This is a genomic window from Spiroplasma alleghenense (assembly GCF_003363775.1).
In the GTDB taxonomy this organism is placed as follows: Bacteria; Bacillota_I; Bacilli_A; order Mycoplasmatales; family Mycoplasmataceae; genus Spiroplasma_B; species Spiroplasma_B alleghenense.
This window is the reverse complement of the sequence record NZ_CP031376.1, coordinates 271,078-291,879: the sequence shown is the minus strand read 5'-3', so window position 1 is coordinate 291,879 and position 20,802 is coordinate 271,078. Positions and strand designations below refer to the sequence as shown.

12 protein-coding genes are annotated in these 20,802 nt (G+C 29.5%); all 12 read right to left on the bottom strand.

What is annotated here, in order from left to right:
• Positions 1-2: 2 nt before the first annotated feature.
• The 12 genes from SALLE_RS01325 to fba all read right to left on the bottom strand — a co-directional run bounded on the left by SALLE_RS01325 (position 3) and on the right by fba (position 20,788).
• Positions 3-9,845, bottom strand: a complete 9,843-nt coding sequence (locus SALLE_RS01325; protein WP_115557843.1) for a hypothetical protein — start codon at positions 9,843-9,845, stop codon at positions 3-5.
• Between the two features lie 32 nt (positions 9,846-9,877).
• A complete protein-coding gene (locus tag SALLE_RS01320) occupies positions 9,878-10,507 on the bottom strand; it encodes a hypothetical protein (protein ID WP_115557842.1) in 630 nt (209 codons plus the stop codon).
• Positions 10,508-10,545: 38 nt separating this feature from the next.
• Positions 10,546-11,928, bottom strand: a complete 1,383-nt coding sequence (locus SALLE_RS01315; RefSeq protein WP_115557841.1) for a hypothetical protein — start codon at positions 11,926-11,928, stop codon at positions 10,546-10,548.
• Between the two features lie 98 nt (positions 11,929-12,026).
• A complete protein-coding gene (locus SALLE_RS01310) occupies positions 12,027-12,533 on the bottom strand; it encodes an L-threonylcarbamoyladenylate synthase (RefSeq protein ID WP_115557840.1) in 507 nt (168 codons plus the stop codon).
• Between the two features lie 40 nt (positions 12,534-12,573).
• Positions 12,574-14,049, bottom strand: a complete 1,476-nt coding sequence (locus tag SALLE_RS01305; RefSeq protein WP_115557839.1) for a hypothetical protein — start codon at positions 14,047-14,049, stop codon at positions 12,574-12,576.
• Positions 14,050-14,059: 10 nt separating this feature from the next.
• On the bottom strand, positions 14,060-14,908 hold the full coding sequence (gene prmC, locus SALLE_RS01300; RefSeq protein ID WP_115557838.1) for a peptide chain release factor N(5)-glutamine methyltransferase: 849 nt from the start codon (positions 14,906-14,908) through the stop codon (positions 14,060-14,062).
• Positions 14,909-15,991: a peptide chain release factor 1 gene (prfA, locus tag SALLE_RS01295; protein ID WP_115557837.1), complete on the bottom strand. Its 1,083-nt coding sequence runs from the start codon at positions 15,989-15,991 to the stop codon at positions 14,909-14,911.
• Positions 15,992-16,000: 9 nt separating this feature from the next.
• Positions 16,001-16,600: a thymidine kinase gene (locus SALLE_RS01290; RefSeq protein ID WP_115557836.1), complete on the bottom strand. Its 600-nt coding sequence runs from the start codon at positions 16,598-16,600 to the stop codon at positions 16,001-16,003.
• The gene (locus tag SALLE_RS01285; RefSeq protein ID WP_115557835.1) at positions 16,590-17,534 is read right to left on the bottom strand and encodes a DHH family phosphoesterase; all 945 of its coding nucleotides are present in this window, start codon (positions 17,532-17,534) and stop codon (positions 16,590-16,592) included. Before SALLE_RS01285 ends, SALLE_RS01290 begins: the two co-directional genes overlap by 11 nt.
• Positions 17,535-19,394, bottom strand: coding sequence for a hypothetical protein (locus SALLE_RS01280; RefSeq protein ID WP_115557834.1), 1,860 nt, complete (start codon positions 19,392-19,394; stop codon positions 17,535-17,537). It lies immediately after the preceding gene.
• Positions 19,395-19,473: 79 nt separating this feature from the next.
• Positions 19,474-19,770 carry a 50S ribosomal protein L31 gene (gene rpmE / locus SALLE_RS01275; protein WP_115557833.1) on the bottom strand — a complete coding sequence of 99 codons (297 nt, stop codon included), beginning with the start codon at positions 19,768-19,770 and terminating at the stop codon, positions 19,474-19,476.
• A gap of 127 nt (positions 19,771-19,897) precedes the next feature.
• On the bottom strand, positions 19,898-20,788 hold the full coding sequence (gene fba / locus SALLE_RS01270; RefSeq protein ID WP_115557832.1) for a class II fructose-1,6-bisphosphate aldolase: 891 nt from the start codon (positions 20,786-20,788) through the stop codon (positions 19,898-19,900).
• Positions 20,789-20,802: the final 14 nt, after the last annotated feature.

Genomic DNA, 20,802 nt, shown 5'->3' with positions numbered 1-20,802 from the left:
TATTAATATTTATAGGTTTTACCACAGTGTTCACAAAATTGGCGTCCATCTTTTTGTTGATGGTGGCAATTGTGGTGGTGACTAAAGTTAGCAACTCTAAAGTCATTGTGACGCTGTGAACTATTGTTTCCTGCATTATAAACATGGTGTTTTCTCTTTTGAGAACCACATCCGTTTGGCGAACATCCACAAATATCAAAGTCATTAGCTTTTCGGTTTGGGTTTGAGTTATAACCAAACTTAGGAACACTAGAGTTAATATTATTTAAGTCTGAATAAATTCTTTCAATGTCTTCGCGCAAAATTCTAATTCGATCTGAGTCCATAGTTTTTTCTTGATGAGTTAAAATAGCTAGCATGTTTTCAATTGAACTCATGCGATCTTCAATCTTATCAAAGAATCCATTTTGTTTTGGCACAAAATTTTGATTCATTTGCGGAATTGGTTGTAAGTCATCTGTAAATTCTTTTTGACGTCTTCTTGAATTATTAAAATCAATTAAATCATAATCAGTTTTGTAATCATCTTCAAATTCTGGTGATAATTTGTCAAATGCTGATTTTGGTCTTGAATCTTCAAGTTGATCATTGGTAATTTGTTTTAACTCTTCTCTAATTTGCCCTAATCTTGAGTTTGCTTCATCAAACACATTATTAAGATTTGAGTTATTTAAAACAGGTTTTTCCCCGCGATTAGCTTTATCGATGTTTTCTTTGATTCGAGCTTTCTCTTTGGCTTTTAAATCTTTTTGAGCCTTAGCTTTTTTTCTAATAGCTCTTTTTACCTTAATCATTTTACCATCTTCAATTACTTGAGTCCCTTGAGAATCAAACAGTTCTTTATTTTCGTTTTCTTCAAGAATCAAATCACCCTCAGCGTTATAAATATCTGAGAAATCATAATCAACTAAATTATCATCTGCTTTAACTGGTTGACCACTTGAATAGAAGACTGGTTTATTATCGTTAGTATAAAGCTTTGTACCATTTTTAGCTACTGGAACCACAATCACTTCAATCACTTCATCGTCAAGATTATTTTGCGCAATTTCATCAACACTGATAATTGATTCTTTCACAATTAAAGCACCAGAACTATCAGTTACTTTATTACCTTGTTGGTCAAATAAATGAGGTTTTTTATCAAAATCATCTGATTTAGGATTTAGATTTTTCCCTTTTGCATCAAACATTTCTTCAACAATTGATTCATCAATACTTTTTGCAGTCAATTGATTTCCTTGGCCATCATAAACTGGTTCACCTTTTTTATCAAATAATAAAGTTCCACTTTCAACAATTGGTTCTAATAAAATTAATTCATCAGTTTTTAAGATTGACTCATCAATTTTTTCAATAATAATTGGTTTAGCAATTGGTTTAGTTGTTTCAACCTCTTTAATAGCTTTATTTTCTGTTACAGGTTTTTCTGTTTCTTTAATAGTCTTAGTTTCTGTTACAGGTTTTTTGATAGTTTTAGGTTTACCTTGATCATCAAAAACTGGCTGACCTTTTTTATCCACTAGTTCTTTTGATTCTGCAAAGTTATTGATTGGCTCGCTTTGACTATTATATAAAGTTTCTGGAGCTTTATTCAACTCCTTGCTAAATAACAATGGGGTTCCATCTAAATTATAGACTGGATTTCCATTACTTAAGAATAACGGTTCTCCGTATTCTACAATTGGAGTTTCGATATATTCAATCTTCTCTCCATTTGGTAATGATTTAACTTTGATCTCTTCGGGACTAACTTTAATTTCTTTGGTTTCTAAAACAGGTTTACCTGATTCAGAATAAACTTTTTGGCCCTTGCTGTCGTATAAAGATTTGTCAGAATTTTTATCATCAGCTGTAAATAACAACTTACCAACATTGTCATAAACTGGTTGGTTAATTCTTGAAACCTGTCCATCTGTTAACAATGGCTTTCCACTTGCAGTTTTTACTGGTTCTTGGTTCTTGGTGAATAATTGTGTTCCAACCGGAGCAACCGGAGTTTTGACTTTTGCCAATACAACTGGTTCTTCTTTTTGAGCAGGACTTAAATTATTTTCAACTGGATTTAAAATATTTTTATCTTCTGGTTGATAAACCGTGTTATCATTTAAAACGGCTGAACCACTAATATCGTAAACAGGAATTTGATCTTGGGTAAATAATGATTTTCCATTTTGATAATTTTTTGGATCTTTAAATAAGTTTTGACCGTCTTTATTATAAACTTCTGTTCTTAAAGGTTCGGTTGTTCCTGTTGATTTTAATTGGTCACCTTTTTTGTCATAAACTCGGGTTCCATCTTTTAAGAATAAAGGAATTCCTGATTCAACATTTGGTGTAGAGAAAACTTCAACTTCTTCTCCGTTAGGTAAAGTTTTATTTTTAATATCACTAGGATTTACTAAAACAGTTTTAGGTTCGGTTATTAATTTCCCATCGCTATTTAATACTTGACGACCTTGATTATCAAATAAAGTTTTGTCAATACCTCTATCGCTAGATGAAAATATTAACTCTCTATTAGAATCATAGATACCATCAATAATTGGATTTTTATTTTTTGAAATTATAATCTGCTTACCTGAAGCGTCATAAACAGGTTTCTTATCTTTGTTGTAAAGCAAAGTTCCAATTGGGGCAACTGGTACTTCAATAGTTTTTTCCACTTTAACTTCTTCAAGCATTGAATCCAATTCTTCTTCATGAATTTCAAATTCATCATCATCAAATTCATTTATTTCAATTTCTAAATCATCACTATCTTCTTCTTGAATAAACGCTGCATCTTCGAATAGTTCAAGTTTTTCAACTGGTGCTTTTTTCAAAGTATTATCATTAAATTTATCAATGATTTCATCAGTGTTTTGTTTTTCATTATCTAAGGAAATTAATTTATCTAATTTTGAATCTAATGGTTTCTCAAAAATTTCAGAAATTGGTTCTTTAATAGTTTTTAGTTTTCCATTTTCGTCAAAAGCAATTACCCCATTTTCGGTAACCAAAGTTTTTGTGTTATCAATATTTTTTACCTGTCTACCATCATTTGAATAGTATATCTCCGGAGCCTGCTTTAAAATATCACTTTGTAACAATGGTTGTCCGTCAACTTTGTAAACCGGGGTTCCATCTTTCAGCAATAATGGTTTACCTGATTCTACAGCTGATTTTTCAATGTATTTAATTTCTTGTCCTGAAGATAAGGTTTTAGTTTTAATTTCTTCTGTATTCACAGCAACTTCTTTAGTTTGAAGTACAGGTTTTCCGTCTGGTTTATAAACTTGTTCACCATTCTTGCTGAATAATGATTTATCAATTTTTTCATCCTTTGGATCAAATAATAATTTAGAATCCTTGTCATAAACTGGTTCTCAAATTTTTGCTAATTTTCCATCAGTTGTAAATTGACTTCCATCCGCTTTGTAAACGGGTTCCAAGTCTTTTGTGAACAATGGTGTTCCCATCTCTACAACTGCTGTTTTTATTTTTGCAGTAGTTTGAGTTGGTCTTTCAAATTTTTGAATTGGCTGAGATAAATCAGTTTTTGTTTCCAAAATAGGTTCTTTAATAGTTTTTAGTTTTCCTTTTTCGTCAAAAACGGTTACACCTTTTTCATTTGTTAAAATTTTTGAATTATCAGGATTGCTAATTAAGTTCCCATTTTCTGAATAATATTTTTCTGGAGCAATTGCAAGTTGCTTATCAAAGATTAATGGAGTTTTATCAGCATTATAAACCGGGGTTTTATCTTTTAGCAATAAGGGTTCACCATAATTAATAATCGGTTTCTCTAAATAATTGACTTTTTCACCACTAGGTAAAACTTTAGTTTTAATTTCTTCTGGATCAACTTTAATTTCTTTTGTTTCTAGAACGGGCTTTCCGTTATCCTTATATACTTGTTGACCCACATTGTTAAATAATGATTTATCTATGGATTCATCGTCAGGAGCAAATATAATCTGTCTATTTTTATCATAAATTGGATAATTAACTTTTCCTAAATCTCCATTAAATAAAACAGGTTGATTTTTCTCATCAAAAACTGGTTCCTGGTCTTTAGTAAATAACTGAGTGCCTACTAATGCAACAGGTGATTTAACTTTAGCAATTACTGTTTCATTTTTTTGCAATTTATTTGAGCTATATTTATCATTTTCACTCAAATTATCTTTATTTATAATTTCTTTTTCGTCAAATGATTCCTTAGTTGGAGGTACTTGTTCTAAGTTTTTTGAAGCGCTTTCTTCTACTTGTTTGTAATCTTGTGCATCTTCCTCGATAAATCCATTTTCATCTTTTTCAGAAACCATGTTTGAATCATTTTCAAGAGATAAATTTTTATTTTCATTTTCGCTTACAAAATCACTTTTACCCGAAATTACTTTTGTAATCGGCTCTTTAATTGTTTTTAACTTTCCTTTTTCATCAAAAACAACTACACCATTGCTATCAACTAAAGTTTGATTTTCATTCTTATTATTTATTTCATTTCCTGAAATTGTAAATAATTTTTCCGGAGCTGCCTTTAATTCACTTGATAATAACAGCGGGGTTTTATCAGCATTATAAACCGGGGTTTTATCAGCTAAAAACAATTGTTCGTTTAATTCTACAATTGGTTTTTCAATATATTTAATTTCTTCTCCCGAAGGTAATTTCTTGATTTTGATATCTTGACTTCTTAATTTTACTTCTTTGTTTTCTAAAACAGGTTTACCATTTTCTTGATAAATCTGACTACCATTTTTATCAAATAATGATTTATCTGTACTTTCATCAGTGGGAGCAAATAATACCTCACCATTTTTTGTGTAAAGAACTTCAGAAATTTTAGCCAATTGTCCATCAGTCATAATTGGTTCACCATTTTTACTAAATACAGGTTCCTGGTTTTTAGTAAATAACTGTGTTCCTGTTGGAGCCACCGGACTTTTAACTATCGCAATAAATTCTTCATCTTCATGATTTAAAACTTTCGAATCTGATAATGGTTTATCAATTTTATTTAACTGAATATCATTTTCTGGTTCAACACTACCAAGGATATCTTCTTTCAATATTCTTTGACCTGTTTCGCTGTAAGCTTCTTTTCCAAATTTATCAAATAAAACTTTTCCGTCTTTAGATTTTTCTATGTCCCTGGTGATATCTTTACCTTTTTTGTTGAATAATTTTTGATCAATTAATTCATTATTTGGTTTAGATACAAGCGGTTCTCCTAGTTGGTTGTAGACTGGCGTTCCATCTTTTAAGAATAATTGTTGGTCTGCATCTACGTTTGGAGTTTTAACAACTTCAATAATTTGTCCATTTTCTAAGGTTTTTGTCTCAATAGTTTCTGGATTAAACGAAGTAGTTTGAGTGTCACAAACTGCTTCAAAGTTTCTATCAAATAATTGTTGTCCCTTCTTACTATAAAGAGATTTATCAGTTTCTAAATCTTCTGGATTAAATATGACATTTCCTTTTTTATCAAAAACTGGATCAATTATTTTTAAATCCGATTTACTTGTTAATAATTGATTTCCATCTATATCATAAACAGGTTTACCAGTTTTGGTAAATAAAGGTTCTCCTTCTTTTGCAATTGGAGTTTTGACTTCCCTTTGAACAAGAATGGGTTTTTCAAAGTTTGGTTCTAAAATATTAGCAATTTTTTCATCGTTTAATTTATTTTTATCGTTTAATTTATTTACAGGTTTTTCTTCTAAAGTAATTTGTGCAACTTTTAAATTACCATTTTCATCAAAGGCTACTAATCCATTTTCATCAATTAAAACTTTTTTATTTTCTGGGTATTTTATTTGATTATTATTTTTGTTAAATATTTTTTCTGGTGAATTTTTTTCAGATTTTTGTAAAGTTAATGGGGTCCCATCTTCTTTATAAACCGGAGTGCCGTCAGTTAAATACAATTGTTCGTTTAAGTTTACAATTGGTTTTTCAATATATTTAATTTCTTCTCCATTTTGTGAAGTTTTTGTCTTAATTTCTTCGGCGACAATTTCAATCTCTTTAACTTCTAAAACGGGTTGACCTTTCTTAGTGAAAACTTCCTTACCATTTTTATCAAACAGCGATTTATTATTTTCATTATTTAAAGGGTCAATCAAAATTTGTAAGTCTTTATTGTAAAGTGGTTCTTGAATTGCAGAAATTGAACCATCAGTTATAAATGGTTCCCCAGTTTTTGTAAACACAGGTTCTTGGTTTTCGGTAAATAATTGAGTACCAGCCTTAACAACGGGTTCGCTGATCATGGCTAAAACAGTCGTTTGAATAGTGCCCTCTGTTGTACCATTAGCTAAATTAGTTTTATTTAATAAGTTTGGATTAATATTTTCTTTTAGTGGTTCCCCGTTTTTATTAGCAATCTGTCTTCCTTCTTTAGTGAATAATGCTTTTTTGTTTTCTTGCAATTTTAAAGGCTTACCTTTTTTATCAAATTTTTTCTCTAAAATAACTTCATTAATATTATTTTCCCTTACAAGTAATGGTTCTTTTTTTGCATTAAAAATTTGATTACCATCGATATCAAAAACTGGGGTTGGCTTTGAAATCTCTTTAATATTAACTTCTGCCAGTGTCCCATCGCTGTCTACAATTTTATTTTTATTAAAATCATATAAAGATAAATCGGATTTTTTAATTTCACTTTCACTAAATAATGGTTGAGATTTTTCGTTAAATAAGTTCGAGTAAATAATAGAGTTTATATTTTCTTCGATTACAAACTGTTCTTTATTTTTGCCATAAACTGGTCGACCTTTTTTATCAAAAACCAGCGTTCCAATCATAGCAAGTTTTTTTTCTGTGCCCAACGTTTTTGGTTCAACAAGGGTTTCTGAAGCATTTTCAGAATTAGAATTTACTTCAATTGGTAAACTGCAAATTGTTTTTTGTTCGTCTAATAAATTTCCATCGGAATTAAATATTGGATTTTTATTACGATCAAAAGCCGAAAGATCGGGATGCTTTTCTTTTTTAAATGCTGGTTTACCCTTTGCATTAAATACTTTTGATGGATCAATTTTTTCAAATCCAGGATTTGCAACCAATTGTTCTCCCTCTTCATTAAATAAAGGCTCATTGTTTCTATCGAATAATAAAATTGGTTTTTCTAAATTACTAGTGTTTGCTAAAGTTTCTTCAGTTAATTTTATTGATTGTAAATTATCATCATGATATTCAACCAAAACATCTTTATAGATTAATTCTCCTGATCTTGTAAATACTTGCTCTTTGTCAGCTGAAAAAAGAGCCAGTCCAAAAACTTGATTTTCTTTATTCTTAAGTATACTTCTACCCTTGCTATCAAAAACATTTTTAGGATCTAATGTTTGGATTTTTGTATCCAATAAAAGACGATTTTTATTTTTATCAAATACTGGGCTATTATTGCAGTCAAATAAAAGAATTCCATCTTCCTTAATTGGCTTTTTAATGAATTTAACTTCTTCTTTAAATTCGTCTGGAATCGAGAGTTCTTTCTCAACTATAAAACCATTCTTATCAAAAATAAGATTTCTTTGGCTATCAAAAAGTTCAATGTCTGATTTATTAGCCTTAGTTAAAGGTTTACCATTGCTGTTTAATACACCTGAATAGTCTAGAGCAGCTAAGTTTTCACTAAATTCCAAAGGTTCACGGCTTTCATTAAAAACTAATTTTCCATTTTTATCAAAAAGTAGCGTTCCATTGTTTCCAGATGGTTTTTTGATTATTATTAAAGGCTCTTCTTGCTTAACTGGTACAGATGCAATATCCTCTTCGATTACTTCTAATTCAGTTGAGTTAACTGGTAATGATTCTTTTATTTGTGCATAATATTCAGCTGCAGGAATTCCTTTTATTGGGGTTGAGGGTTTTTCTTCATCTTCTAAAACATCAAGTGACTTAAATCCGTTTTTATTGAATAAAGCTTTTGTATAAGGAAGTTTTTCAGCGTCCAAAATAAATTGATCTCCATTGATATCAAATACTTCTGTTTCTGGAATTTGGGCGTTAACTCCATCAGTTTCCAACTGTTTTCCGTCTGCATCAAAAACCGGGTTTCCATGTCAGTCATAAAGTTTAGTTCCTATTGGATCTTTTGGTTGAGGAATAAATTTGATATATTGGGTATCATCTTTTTTGGTTTTTGGTTTTTGGTCTTCAAATTTAATTTTAACTTCTTCCACTATAAAATTACCAAGTTCATCATAAACTTGATCGCCTAATCAATCAAATAAAGAGTATCCGTATGGAAGTTCTTTGTCATCACTAAATAGAGGTTGAAAATCTTCGTCATAAACATTATTAATGTTTAATTTTTTCATTTCTGGACTCGCAATTAATTGTTCTTTTAAACCATTATAAACTGGTCGACCATTTCAATCAAATAGTGCATGCTCCTTAATGAAGTTAGCTGTACTTGTATCTTCGATTTGAACAGGTTTACCTTCAACTGTATCATTAATATTTTGAAATGTCACATCAAAATCATCATCTGTTATTGTGTAGTCGGTGTAATCTTCACCATCAACATCTTCTTCGATTATTTCATTAGTCTTATTTTCAACAATTGCTTCAGGTTCTTGAAGTACTTCTGTAAATTCTTCAAAATTAACAAAGTCGTCTAGAACTTTTTGAGTATCTTGAATGTCTTTAATAACTTTTTTGTAAACAACTTCTTGAGCTTCCATTGTTTCGACATAATTTTTTTCTGATAAATCTAATTCTAGAGGTTTATCAACAGTTAAGAATGGAACTCCTGATTCTTTAACATCAATCTCGTTATAAGTCATTTCTCCAGCGTCTTCTTGATAGTATTTTTTCTCATAAACATTAATAAAGTAATTAACACGAGCAACGCGGTATCGATCTGCAAGTTTTAATTCCTCAAATAATTCATTAACATCTTTTACCAAATAGTTATATTCATTTTGAAGTTTTTCAATTTTTCTTTCTGAAATCAATCCATCGCTGATTAAATCTATGTTACGATTATGAATAATTTTCAAGTTATTGATTTCTTCTAATCAGTAAGAATATAGGCGTTGGTACTTTCTGTTATTAACTCTTGAAGGATCAAAAATTGGTCCGATAATTTCTCTAAATTTAATTTCTTCTTTTGAAGAAACAACTGTATTATCAATCTGGGCTTTTTTAATATAGTCTTCATTTAAATAGTCAACTTTTGCAACTATAAAATTGTCAGCTAATTGTAAGTATCTTGCAATACTATTTACCTTGCTAACTTTTTGGTTATATAACGATGACTCGCGGCGAATTTTCATTAATTCCCATTTTCCCTGACGAATCATGGTTAAATTATAGTTATTCATTTTCTTAATTTGATTAATTAATTCTAATCAATCAATATAAACCTTTTGGTACTTATGACATAAAATTTTACCAGGTTCATAAATTGGACCTTTTATATCTTCGAAGGCCACTCGGCGATTAACATAAGTTGCAGTTGTGGCAATCATTTCATTTCCAACTGAAAAAATACTATTTACATAATCAACATAGGCAATTAAAAAAGAGTCAGCCAATTTTAATGACTTAGCAATCTTATTAACGGCATACGCCATATCATTATGATTGTTTTGCATTCTGGTTAATTGGTTAACTTTTAAATTTTGAATTTTAATTTTTGCAATATTTTTATTATTTAAGATATGAAGAAATTCAACCTTGTCCATTCAGCTAATGTACAATTTTTGATATCGTGAATTGTTAACATTTCACGGTTCATTTACTGGTCATTTGATATCTTTTAAACTAACTTTATCATTGCTATTTTCATTAGCTTCTTTAATTAAATTTTTTGTATAAACTTTGATTGGTGAATTTTTCATTTTCTAGCATTCCTTTCTTACAAAAATCGAAATTATCATTCTTTTTCATCTTCGAAATAAGTTTTTTTGTATTTGTTAGTTCCCATTTCTTTTTTAGAATCTCAAGTACCGAAACGTTTTTTCCAGCTTCGACGCCCCTCTTTGTTAACTTCTTTTTCAAACTTCTTCTCTTCTTTGTATATAATCATTAAATTTCGTTCTTCTGAATAGTTATTAATTGCTTCTACATCAAATAAAATTATCTCCATCATCACAAGAGCAACTATTAATAAAATTGCTGATACAATTGCAAATAGGTTTCCAAAAATGAAACAAACAATAATTACAAGTATTATTAAAACCTTAATAAAAGGTAATGATATTTTTTGGCGTTTTTTAATTCTAACAAATTCTATTATGCAAATGCTAATCAAAACTGCCCCAAATACTACATAAAGAATTGGTAAGATAAAGTTGAAAAATTCATATCCTCATGCCGGGTCTGTTCCAGGATCTAAAGCTTTGACTCCAAGTACCTGATTATATAAAAAGTTTTTTCAAGATTCTAAGAAATTTCCTTCTTCAAGATTTCCGGATATCAAAATAACAATTCCACCAACAATGAAAATTATAGATGCAATAAATACAATTACTCATGAAATCACCGCTACAGCTACAAACATATAAATCTTACCTTTCTAATGATAATTTAACGTTACTTTTATTTTTTGTTTTTAAAAGGATTTTGAAATCCCGCACGACCATTGTCTGTGTTTACTGAGTCCATTAAAATTTCAGGGTCAAATATAGTTTGCTCAACTCCGTCACTACGTCGCAGGAATGATGAACGGGCAATTTTTGGTTCTTTTATAACCGGTAATTCTTCTTCGTCATCCATTTCCATGGTGTAGTCCCCAAATAGAGGTCCTAGATTCAATTTGCTAATAGTTTTTGTTTCTTCTTCTGCTTGATTATTTTTGATATTTTGCTTTTTGTTTCTAACAGATTCTAGGGCTTTTAATTCCTCAAATCTCTCCATACTTTCTGAAGGAATCTCTATAGTATTTTCGACGCTAAAGTCAGGTATTTTCACATTCAATATTTTTTCGATTTTAGGACTTTTCTTAGGTAGTTCAACAGTTTCTTGGACCAATTGATCTGCAATTTCTTTTGCAATTTCATCTTCTTTTCAATCTGGTTTTGGAGGACAAACAGCCAAGACTGGCTCTCTAACTTTTTCTTCTTCTAATTTCATTGGTTGAGTTTTTTCAATGAAGTCATCAAATTGTTCAAAGAAAATAGTTTCATTATTATCAAATTCTGCTGGCTCCAAAATATTGCGGCAGTCAATTAAACCGTCAAAAAGTGTATATCAATTTTGAATATAATCACTTATGTAATTTTGATAGTGAGCTGTGATTAAATTAGGGTTAATTTCGATCAATACTTTTATGTTTGGTACGCGGCTAAAAATTGTTGTTACAAAAGAAACCATTGAATTAACATCTTCAAATTCCAATCCTCTGAAATCGCGAATTAAAATTACTAGTGGTTCACGATAAGCATAGGCCTCAAATACCTCGTTAAATTCAAGTCTAATTGCCTCTAATGGGTCATCAAAATCCAGGCTCTCTTCAAAATCGTAACAAAAGTCAGCGTCTCCCTTACCATAGTTTAAAGCTGATAGTAAAACCGAGATTCTTTCCCAAAGAACTTTCTTATCTTCAATTTTTACAACAGGCATGTGATTTATAAATTGTTTTAAGAAAAAAGAAAAAGGTCCGTTATACAGATAAACTTTTTTAGCCTCTATATTAATTATGTTAACCGATCCAGCTCCTGATTTAATGTTAAATATCTCATTGCCAACTTCTTCTTGGTTTCCCAATAGTGCAAAAAATTGTTTTTTGTTGTGAACACTTCTTAAAGAATCGATTACCTCATCAATTGAAATTGTTTTCAAATTTAAACCTCCATTACGAGCAGTTTTATCTGAATTTTTATTATTTTTATCAAAACCACTTTTTGAATTTTTAACTTCGTTTTCAGGACGATTGTATTTGTAATTCTTTTCTAAAGCGGCCTTTTTAGTTTTATTATTCATAGATAGACCCTCCATACTTCATTTATAATTATAACATATATTTGTCGTTTTTTAACGATTATTGTTGCAATGAGTAGTAATGTTTGGTATTATATACTTTATCTTTTTTTAGACTTATCTATAAAATTTATTATTGTAGAGGGCCTATTATTAAGCTTTTTAGAATAAAACACCTTTTCAATTTTTATTCCTAAACTCTCAAATATCTCTTTATCTTCAACATAATCATTTTTTGAAAAATTAGCACTTGTTGAAAATATCGGTCCAACCTTCTTGATTATTTTCTTCAAATATTTTTTTTTAACCAGCCTTACAGCTAAGGTATTTTTAGAGTTCGTTAAAGGGATAATAACAGTTGTGGGTTCTTTTGATTTTAAAATATTAATTAGCTCCTGAGATATTTTTACGCTCTCTGGAATTTGTTTAATGCTACTAACTAAAGTAATTAAAGGCTTGCTAAGGTCGCTTTTTTTAATTTTATTTATTTTAACTCGGTTTTCTTCACTTGCTAAAGCCGAAATACCATAAATTGTGTCTGTAGGTATGATTACTACCTGATTTTCTTTCAAAAGATTAATTGCTAACTTTATATCCGATTTTTTCATAAAAATTCCTCAATCTCTTAATATTATACAAAAAAAAGACCTATTCGGTCCCGTGTTCTTGTAATAATTTATTTTTTTCTTTACGGATTAAATGCATCTTATTACCAATAACCGCTGTTGCAACAACTGCAAATGAAAATGAAATTATTGATTCAGCAATGTATTGACTAGAGCTTAGTCATAAGCTATTTATTTTTGGTGAATCTGATTTTAAATCAATAAATAGTATTCTAAAGATGGCATCTTTACCAAAGACTAAGTTAAAAAAGTTGTTATAAAAAATTTTATGATCACCTTCTAATGTTTCTGATTTTTGAAAACTATTGTACAAATCTAAAAAGCTTTTTTTGATTCCTGAATCTTGGTTTCAAATGTTTTCTAGATGCTGTAATTGATATTTTGAAATCACTGTAACAATTATTGTGAAAAATAATTCCCCAATAAAGATTACAAATTGCGCCAAGTAGAGACCATCAGTATATTTGTCATTTTTAAAATAAATTGCTATAAAAATTATCATTGTCGACATTGTTAGGCCAACCGCAATTACCGGTAACTGAATTAGGGTAAAAAATGAGAACGGCTGATTTTCAGCTAACTTAATATATTCTTGAAAATTTTGGTCGTCAGTAACTATTTTGGGAACTAAGTAATTTCAATTTGCAAAACTAGAAACCGCACTTTCTCCCGAAGAGATTGCGATTGTGTAAATTAACTGTGGCAAAATTAACAGAGTCGAAGAAATAATCATTAACAAGGAAATATTTTTCTCAGTTACTACAAATAAACGATTATATATTTTTTTGATAAATGAATCTCCAAATTCGCTTTTTTTAATATTTATCTTAATTATTCTATCAATGTTTTCTTCAATATCTGTCTTTTTAAACAAGTGATCTTGCAAAGTAATAAATGAAATAATTGCAACTGAGAGTTGAGCAAATAGCATTCATCAAACATTGTTATTTGAAAGTCATCCAAATATATAATTATTATCATAGTTGATTGTAAATTGTTTTTTAATATTTTCCATGGCAATTCATGCTTCTCGATTATCTTCAGGATAATTGCTATTTTCATAATAATTTGTTAGATTCTGATATTTAAAAAAAAGTTGAAAATTGGCATATTCATTTTGAGCAACACTAATAAAAGAAATTCATGCTATCAACATTAAAAGTATAAAAGAAATATAAACGATTTTTTTATTAACAGATATTTTTCGGTTATTAAATAAAACTCCAACAAATAACATCATTATTAAGAAGAATGAAAAGCAAGAAAATCCTATTCATTGAAAAATAAAAATTTTATCAGGATTTAATAATCTTGGTGAAATAATTGGTTTAATTAAATCATAACTTTCAGTATATAGCTTTAAGTTTATGTTGGCATATGTGATATAAATAAAAACAATTGAAGGAACTGAAATTATTACTGAGAAAAAAATAATAAGAGTGATAATGCTGAAATAACTTTTCCTTGGAGTTATATTTTCCAAATCAATTTTTTCCATCTTATCACTCCTAACTAATTATTAAATATCTCCAGTTTTTAAAATAGTCTTTTTTTATTTCTCATTTAAAATCTTTCAAGTGTTTTTTAGCCAAAGTTTCAATTTTTTCCTTCTGATTAAAACCGAATTCTAAAGCAATCATAAATGGCTTCTCCAAATTAACTACCTGTTTTCATAATTTAAAAAATTGATTATAAAAAAACATGCCTTCATCTTCGCAAAATAATGCAAGATGAGGTTCGAATTTAATTGTTGATTCGCTGATATTTACATCATTTCTACTAATATATGGGGGATTAATTATTATTATATTGGCTTTAATTTGAGATTTAATAAGGGGTTTTAAAAAATCACCATGATTAATTGAATACGATTCTTTATCAAATCTTTCATAGTTCTTTTTAGCTACTTTCAGCGCTTTTTTTGATATATCACTTGCAAAAACAAAAGCATTTTCGATTTCGGTCAAAAAACTCACACCAATTGCTCCACTGCCGCTGCAAATGTCTGCCAAAATTGGAATTTCTTTGCTGAAATGGATTTTGCTGAAATTAATGGCTTCCTCTACTAAAAGTTCGGTCTCCAATCTCGGAATCAAGACTCTTTTATCTACATAAATATCACTATTGTAAAAATAACTAGTATTTGTTATATAAGCTAGCGGCATTCCTTGAAGAAAACGATGTCAGTATTTTGAAAAATTAGTAACTTCTTTTTTTGAAAGTTCATAATCTCATTTTGTTATTAAATCTTTTGCTTGAAAATTTAATATTCGAGAGGCAATCTGATTAAAAGCTTTGATTTCATCTTTATTTTTAAAATCAATGTCCTTATTTTTTGCAAATTCACTGATTAACATCTATTGGAGGTGTTGAGCCACTTTCTCTTTTTGCTCATTGTTTATTAATTCTGAAATAAATTCTTCAATCGCGCCTTCCATAACTTGATCCAATTTTTGAAGAGTTAAATTAATTCGGTGGTCGGTTACTCGATTTTGGGCATAGTTATAAGTTCTAATTTTTTCACTACGAGCCCCAGTACCAACTGCACTTTTACGCATTCCAGCAGTTTCAGAATTTTGTTTTTCTAATTCTGCTTCATAAATTCTTGCACGTAGCATTGTCATTGCAATGTCTTTATTGTCGTGTTGACTTCTTCCGTCTTGAGAAGATGCAACAACCCCTGTTGGTATATGAGTAATTCTTACAGCTGAATCAGTTGTATTAACGTGTTGCCCTCCAGCTCCCCCAGAACGATAAGTATCAATTCTAAGATCTGATGGTTTAATTTCAACCTCAATATCACTTACCTCGGGCAAGACAACAACCGTTGCAGTAGAAGTTTGAATTCTTCCCTTTGATTCAGTTTTCGGTACCCTTTGAACTCTATGGCTTCCTGATTCAAATTTTAATTTTGAAAATACTTTGTTACCTTTAACCATGAAAGAAATTTGAGAGAATCCTCCCGCTTCTGATGGAGAAGTGTCAAGCAAGTCAATTTTTCAATTATTTTTTTCGCAGTACTTTGTGTACATTTTGAATAAATCCCCGGCAAATATGTTGGCTTCATCTCCACCAGCAGCTCCACGGATTTCTACAATTACATTTTTATCATCATTTGGATCTTTTGGCATTAAAATTAAATCAATTTCCGATTCTATTCCAGGAGTTTTTACCTCTTCTTCTTCTAAAATAGCTTTTGCCATTTCTCTTAATTCAGGATCTTTTTCATTTTCTAAAACTTCGCGAGCCTCTTTAATGTTGTTAATATTTGCTTCGAATTTTTTTAATAATTCTACAGGTTCCTCGAGGTTTGAACGTTCTTTGTTAAGTTCTGTAATTTTTTTAATATCTCTTAGGATATCTTCATTTTGTAAATCAGCATCAATTTGCTGCATTCGTTTCTGCATTACTTGTAATGCTTCTAGTGTCTTACTATTCATATTTTCTCCTTATTTTGGTCTAATGTAACAGTGACGACAACGAGCTTCATATTGTTCCTCACCTGAAACTAAAATAATAGGTTCATTCGCTGCCGCTGGTTTACCATTAACTATTCTTTGAGTTCTATTTGCATTCGAACCACAACTGTGGCATATAGCTAATAATTTATCAACAAACTCCGCTTGAACCAGTAATTGATCTACATTTTTAAATGGTTCGCACTTAAAATCTTTATCCAATCCATTAACAATAACTATTATACCCTTGTCTGCAAATTCTTGCACTAAATTAACTACACCTTCGTCAAAAAATTGAATTTCATCAATTCCAATTACATCAATTTTTTTAGTCTTATCTAGCTCATTTATTTTCTTGATAATTTCCAAACTATTCTTAACAGGGTATGACTCCAATTGGGTTCCGGAGTGAGACGAAATTTTATCAACTGAATATCGATCATCCATAATTGGTTTAAAAGCTATAACATTTCTTTTAGCATAACTATGACGGCGTAAACGACGAATGAACTCTTCGGTTTTACCCGCAAACATACATCCAGTTATTAATTCAATTCATCCGACTTTTTTTTGTAAATTTTTATTTAACATTTTTTTCCTCACTTTTAATAATTTTTTGTGCTTCTTGAAGAACCTCTTCAAATTCTTCTCAAGATTTTATTTTACATGCTGCTGCCAAACGGTGACCTCCACCATTAAATTTTTTTGCTATCTGGTTAACCGAAAAAATTGAACTTCTAAGAGAAAGTTTGATATCATTTTCAACTTCAATTGCTAAAATAGAAATCTTAACTTCTTGGATACCACAAATACTCCCTAAGCAAGATTTAACTTCCTCCAAGGAAAGACCCAAATCAATATATTCTTTTCTTAAAACTTTGATATAAGCAATATCATTTTTTAACTCTGCTTTTGCAAAGCAATAATTTATTCACTTTTGAACTTTTCAATTTCTAATATAAAGACTATCGTAAATTTCTGTAAATTTTGCCCCGGCATTAATCAAAATACCTGCAGCTTCAAAAGTTTGAGCGTTCGTATTTTCATACATAAATCTATTTGAATCAGTTATTATTCCTTTAAATAAGTGATTTGCAGCAATTGGGGAAATAATTAAATCTAACGAATTAGCTCAAATTGTAATCATTTGGCAACAAGCAATTGCTGTTTTATCAATTAATTCGTTGCTGGCAAAATCATCACCATCAACATGATGATCGATTTTAAATACTTCTTTTACACTATCAAATGAATCAAAATCAATTCTTTCTCGATTAGCGGTATCACAAGTTATCAGTAGTGATTCGCTGATTAATTGGTCATTCAATTTTGGATTTTCATAAAGACCACCATCAATTGTTGAACCAACTACAAATACTTCTTTTGATTCGAAGTTATCTTCTATAATTGATTTTAAACCAAAGGCACTTCCGATTGCATCAAAATCTGGATGAACGTGTTTTGCAATAATTATGGTTCTAAATTTTTTTATTTTCTCTTCTAAAATCTTATAATTTTCTCTCATTTAGTTCTCCTTAGGTAAAATAACTGCAGATTCAGGAATTGCTATTTTCACAGATTTATTTTCATTAATCTTTTCTTTCTGGTAAAAATAAGTTGAAACATTAGGGCTAATCTCGGCAACATAAAGGTTTGAATCGATAAATTCTGAAACATTTTTTATTTTTGCAATAAAGGATACAAAATTTTTAGCCTTGTTATCTTCTAATAATAATACTTGAAATGGATTGATATTAATTTTATTAAATTCTTGATCTGAATATTTTTTTGATAATTTCATACTTTGGTCAACAATATTTAAATTGTTTTTTTGTAAGGTAGCAGGAATTTTGAAATACTTTTCATCAAATTCTGATAAATATTGGCTTTCGGGATTATTAAATTCATCTTCTAAAACAATTTTAGTTAGGTCATTTTCATTTATAAGATAAAATTCATCTTTAAGATTAATTAGATTCTTAAAATTATTTTCCAAAATTATAATCGATATCTTTGGGAAGAAAGCATTCATTCTCTTAATGGTATTTGTTAACAAATTTGCATCATTTTTAGTAAGCAAATGAAATTTATTATCAATAATAATATTCTTTTTCTTTAAGTGGATAGCTCTTAAAATTTGCAAATAGATTTGGGCTAAAGAACTAATCTTAAACGAACTAATAAACCAGTCAAATTTGATTTCCAATTTGTTTAAAACATCTTCTGTTCATGAGTGAGAAAGCGAATAAAGACTAGGAACTTGTGATCTTTTAATTTTACAAATTGATTTAAAGTTTGCTTTATCTCCTTGTTCGGTTTGATTATTTAAAACTAATTCATGGTAATCATGAATAATTTCAACAATTTTACCCTTGATAATATTAGATTCATCTAGCAGTATTTTAAAAAATAGGTTTTCTTGTTTACGACGAAACTCAAATCTTTGATCAGCTGATAGGTTATTTCAAACTTTTAAGTCTGCAACTAATTGAATTCCAACCTGCCCATCAAGCTTTTTATAACCATTTAAAATTTTATTTATTTTTCTGGCCAAATTTTTTATTTCAATTTTATTATGTTGAATTGAAGATTTTAATTGGGTTACTTCTAAATCAATTAACTTTAGTTGTTCTTTTACAATTCATTCGTGCTCATAAAAGCGGAGTTTTCTTGAAACTTTTTTCTTAATTTTACCGCTATTGTATTCACAGTTACAAGAATATCTCAATTCAATAAAGGCGTAAACTTTATCCCACAAAGATTGCATAAATGTCAGGTAAAGCTCCTTATTGGCGTTTAATTCTTTTAATAGGTTGAATCTTTTTAGTAATATTGATAAATTACCACTTACTTGACTAATCTTACTGTCAGCTCTTTGGTTATTAAAATCTGTAATTTGCTTAAAAAATATCTCCAGCAATTCTTTTTCAACCTTAATAGAATTTTCAATAAAAATAGTAATGATTTTTTGAATTTCTTGACGCATTTTAAGGTCGGTTTGATTATTTTTTGAAGTTTTATATGACAAATAGTCATAACGCGCTTTTATTATTTTAGTTCTACTATCCCTAATAAAATCTCGATTGAAAAGTAAGGAAAGAAAAAGATTTAAACGTGGCGGAATAATCCTTTCAATATAACTATCTTTTGTCAAGTCAGAAATTTGGTTACGATTCAACTTATAGTTAATCATATCATTACCATTAATTAGGGTTCTTCCTGCACTTACGTGACCTAAACCCTTCATAATATTTTTAAACTCTGATTTAATTAAACGATCATCGCAAATAAAACTGGTTACCTTGCCTGAGTCAGCCTTAAAATTCAAGTATCATTGTTTTTGTTTTTTTGTCGTAACTTTAACATTTTCAAATTTAATACTCATAGATAACCACCTTCATTCTTATTATAACTTGGATTTTGCATTTAAATTAAAGAAAGGACCTAATTTAGGTCCTTTAAAATTAAGCTTCTGGTTTTGTAGCTTTTTTTGTTTTAGCATTTTGTGCTTTTTGAGCTTCAGAATCCATTGCAATTTTTTTAGCAGTTTCTTCTTTTTTCACAAATTTTGTGTTAAATCTTTCAATACGTCCAGCAGCATTACTGTATTGTTGGTTTCCAGTATAGAAAGGGTGACAGTTAGAACAAGTATCTAATCTGATTTCTTCCCCTTTTGTTGAACCTCCAACAAATTCGTTACTACAAGTTGTACAAATAAATTTTGCATCAAAATACTTTGGATGAATATCTTTTCTTGGCATAGTTTACACTCCTTAACTATGTTTATAGTACCAAAATTAATAATACCACTTTTTTGTTATATTTCTATAAAAAATTTAATAAATTTTAAGTTACATTAAAAAACAACTTTTAAAAGTTGTTTTTTAATTAAGCTTTTCCTTGGCTTCCAAATCATCCGGTTAATTCTTTAAAAGTATCAACTAATGCTTTGTAACCTGGGGCAAGTAATTTACGTGGATCAAATCCTTTTCCAGCGTCATCTAAATCTTTTTTCTCTTCGATGTATTTTCTTGTTGCATCTCTAAATGCTAATTGTAATTCTGTATTTACATTAATTTTTGAAATTCCAAGTGAAATTGCTTTTTTAACTTGGTCTTGAGGAATTCCGCTTCCACCGTGTAATACCATTGGCATTTTAGCGGCGCTTTGCAATTTTTCTAAAGTTTCAAAAGATAGTGAAGTTCATCATTCTGGGTATTTTCCGTGAATGTTTCCGATTCCAGCAGCAAGCATTGAAATACCTGTTTTAGCCATTTCTCCAGCTTCAGTTGGATCTCCAAGTTCACCGTTTCCAACAACTCCATCCTCTTCTCCACCAATTGAACCAATTTCAGCTTCAACTGATACTTCGTATTTTTTAGCAAAATCAATTACTTCTTTTGTTTTTGCTAAGTTTTCAGCATATGGGAAGTGACTTCCATCAAACATTACTGATGAATAACCAGCTAAAATACATTTTTTAGCCATTTCAACTGATTGTCCATGATCTAAGTGTAAAGCTACTGGTACAGTAATATTTAGTTCATCTAATAAACCATTTACTAACCCAACAACAGTTGCTGGACCTCCCATATATTTCATTGCACCTTCTGAAGTTGCAATAATAGTAGGAGTTTTTGTTTCCTGAGCTGCACTTAGAATTGCTTTTGTTCATTCTAAGTTGTTGATGTTAAAGTGCCCAATTGCATATTTGTTTTTGTGAGCTGCTTTAACCATTGCGTCTGCATTTACTAGACGTTTGTGATAAATTTTTGACATTTTCTTCCTCTTTT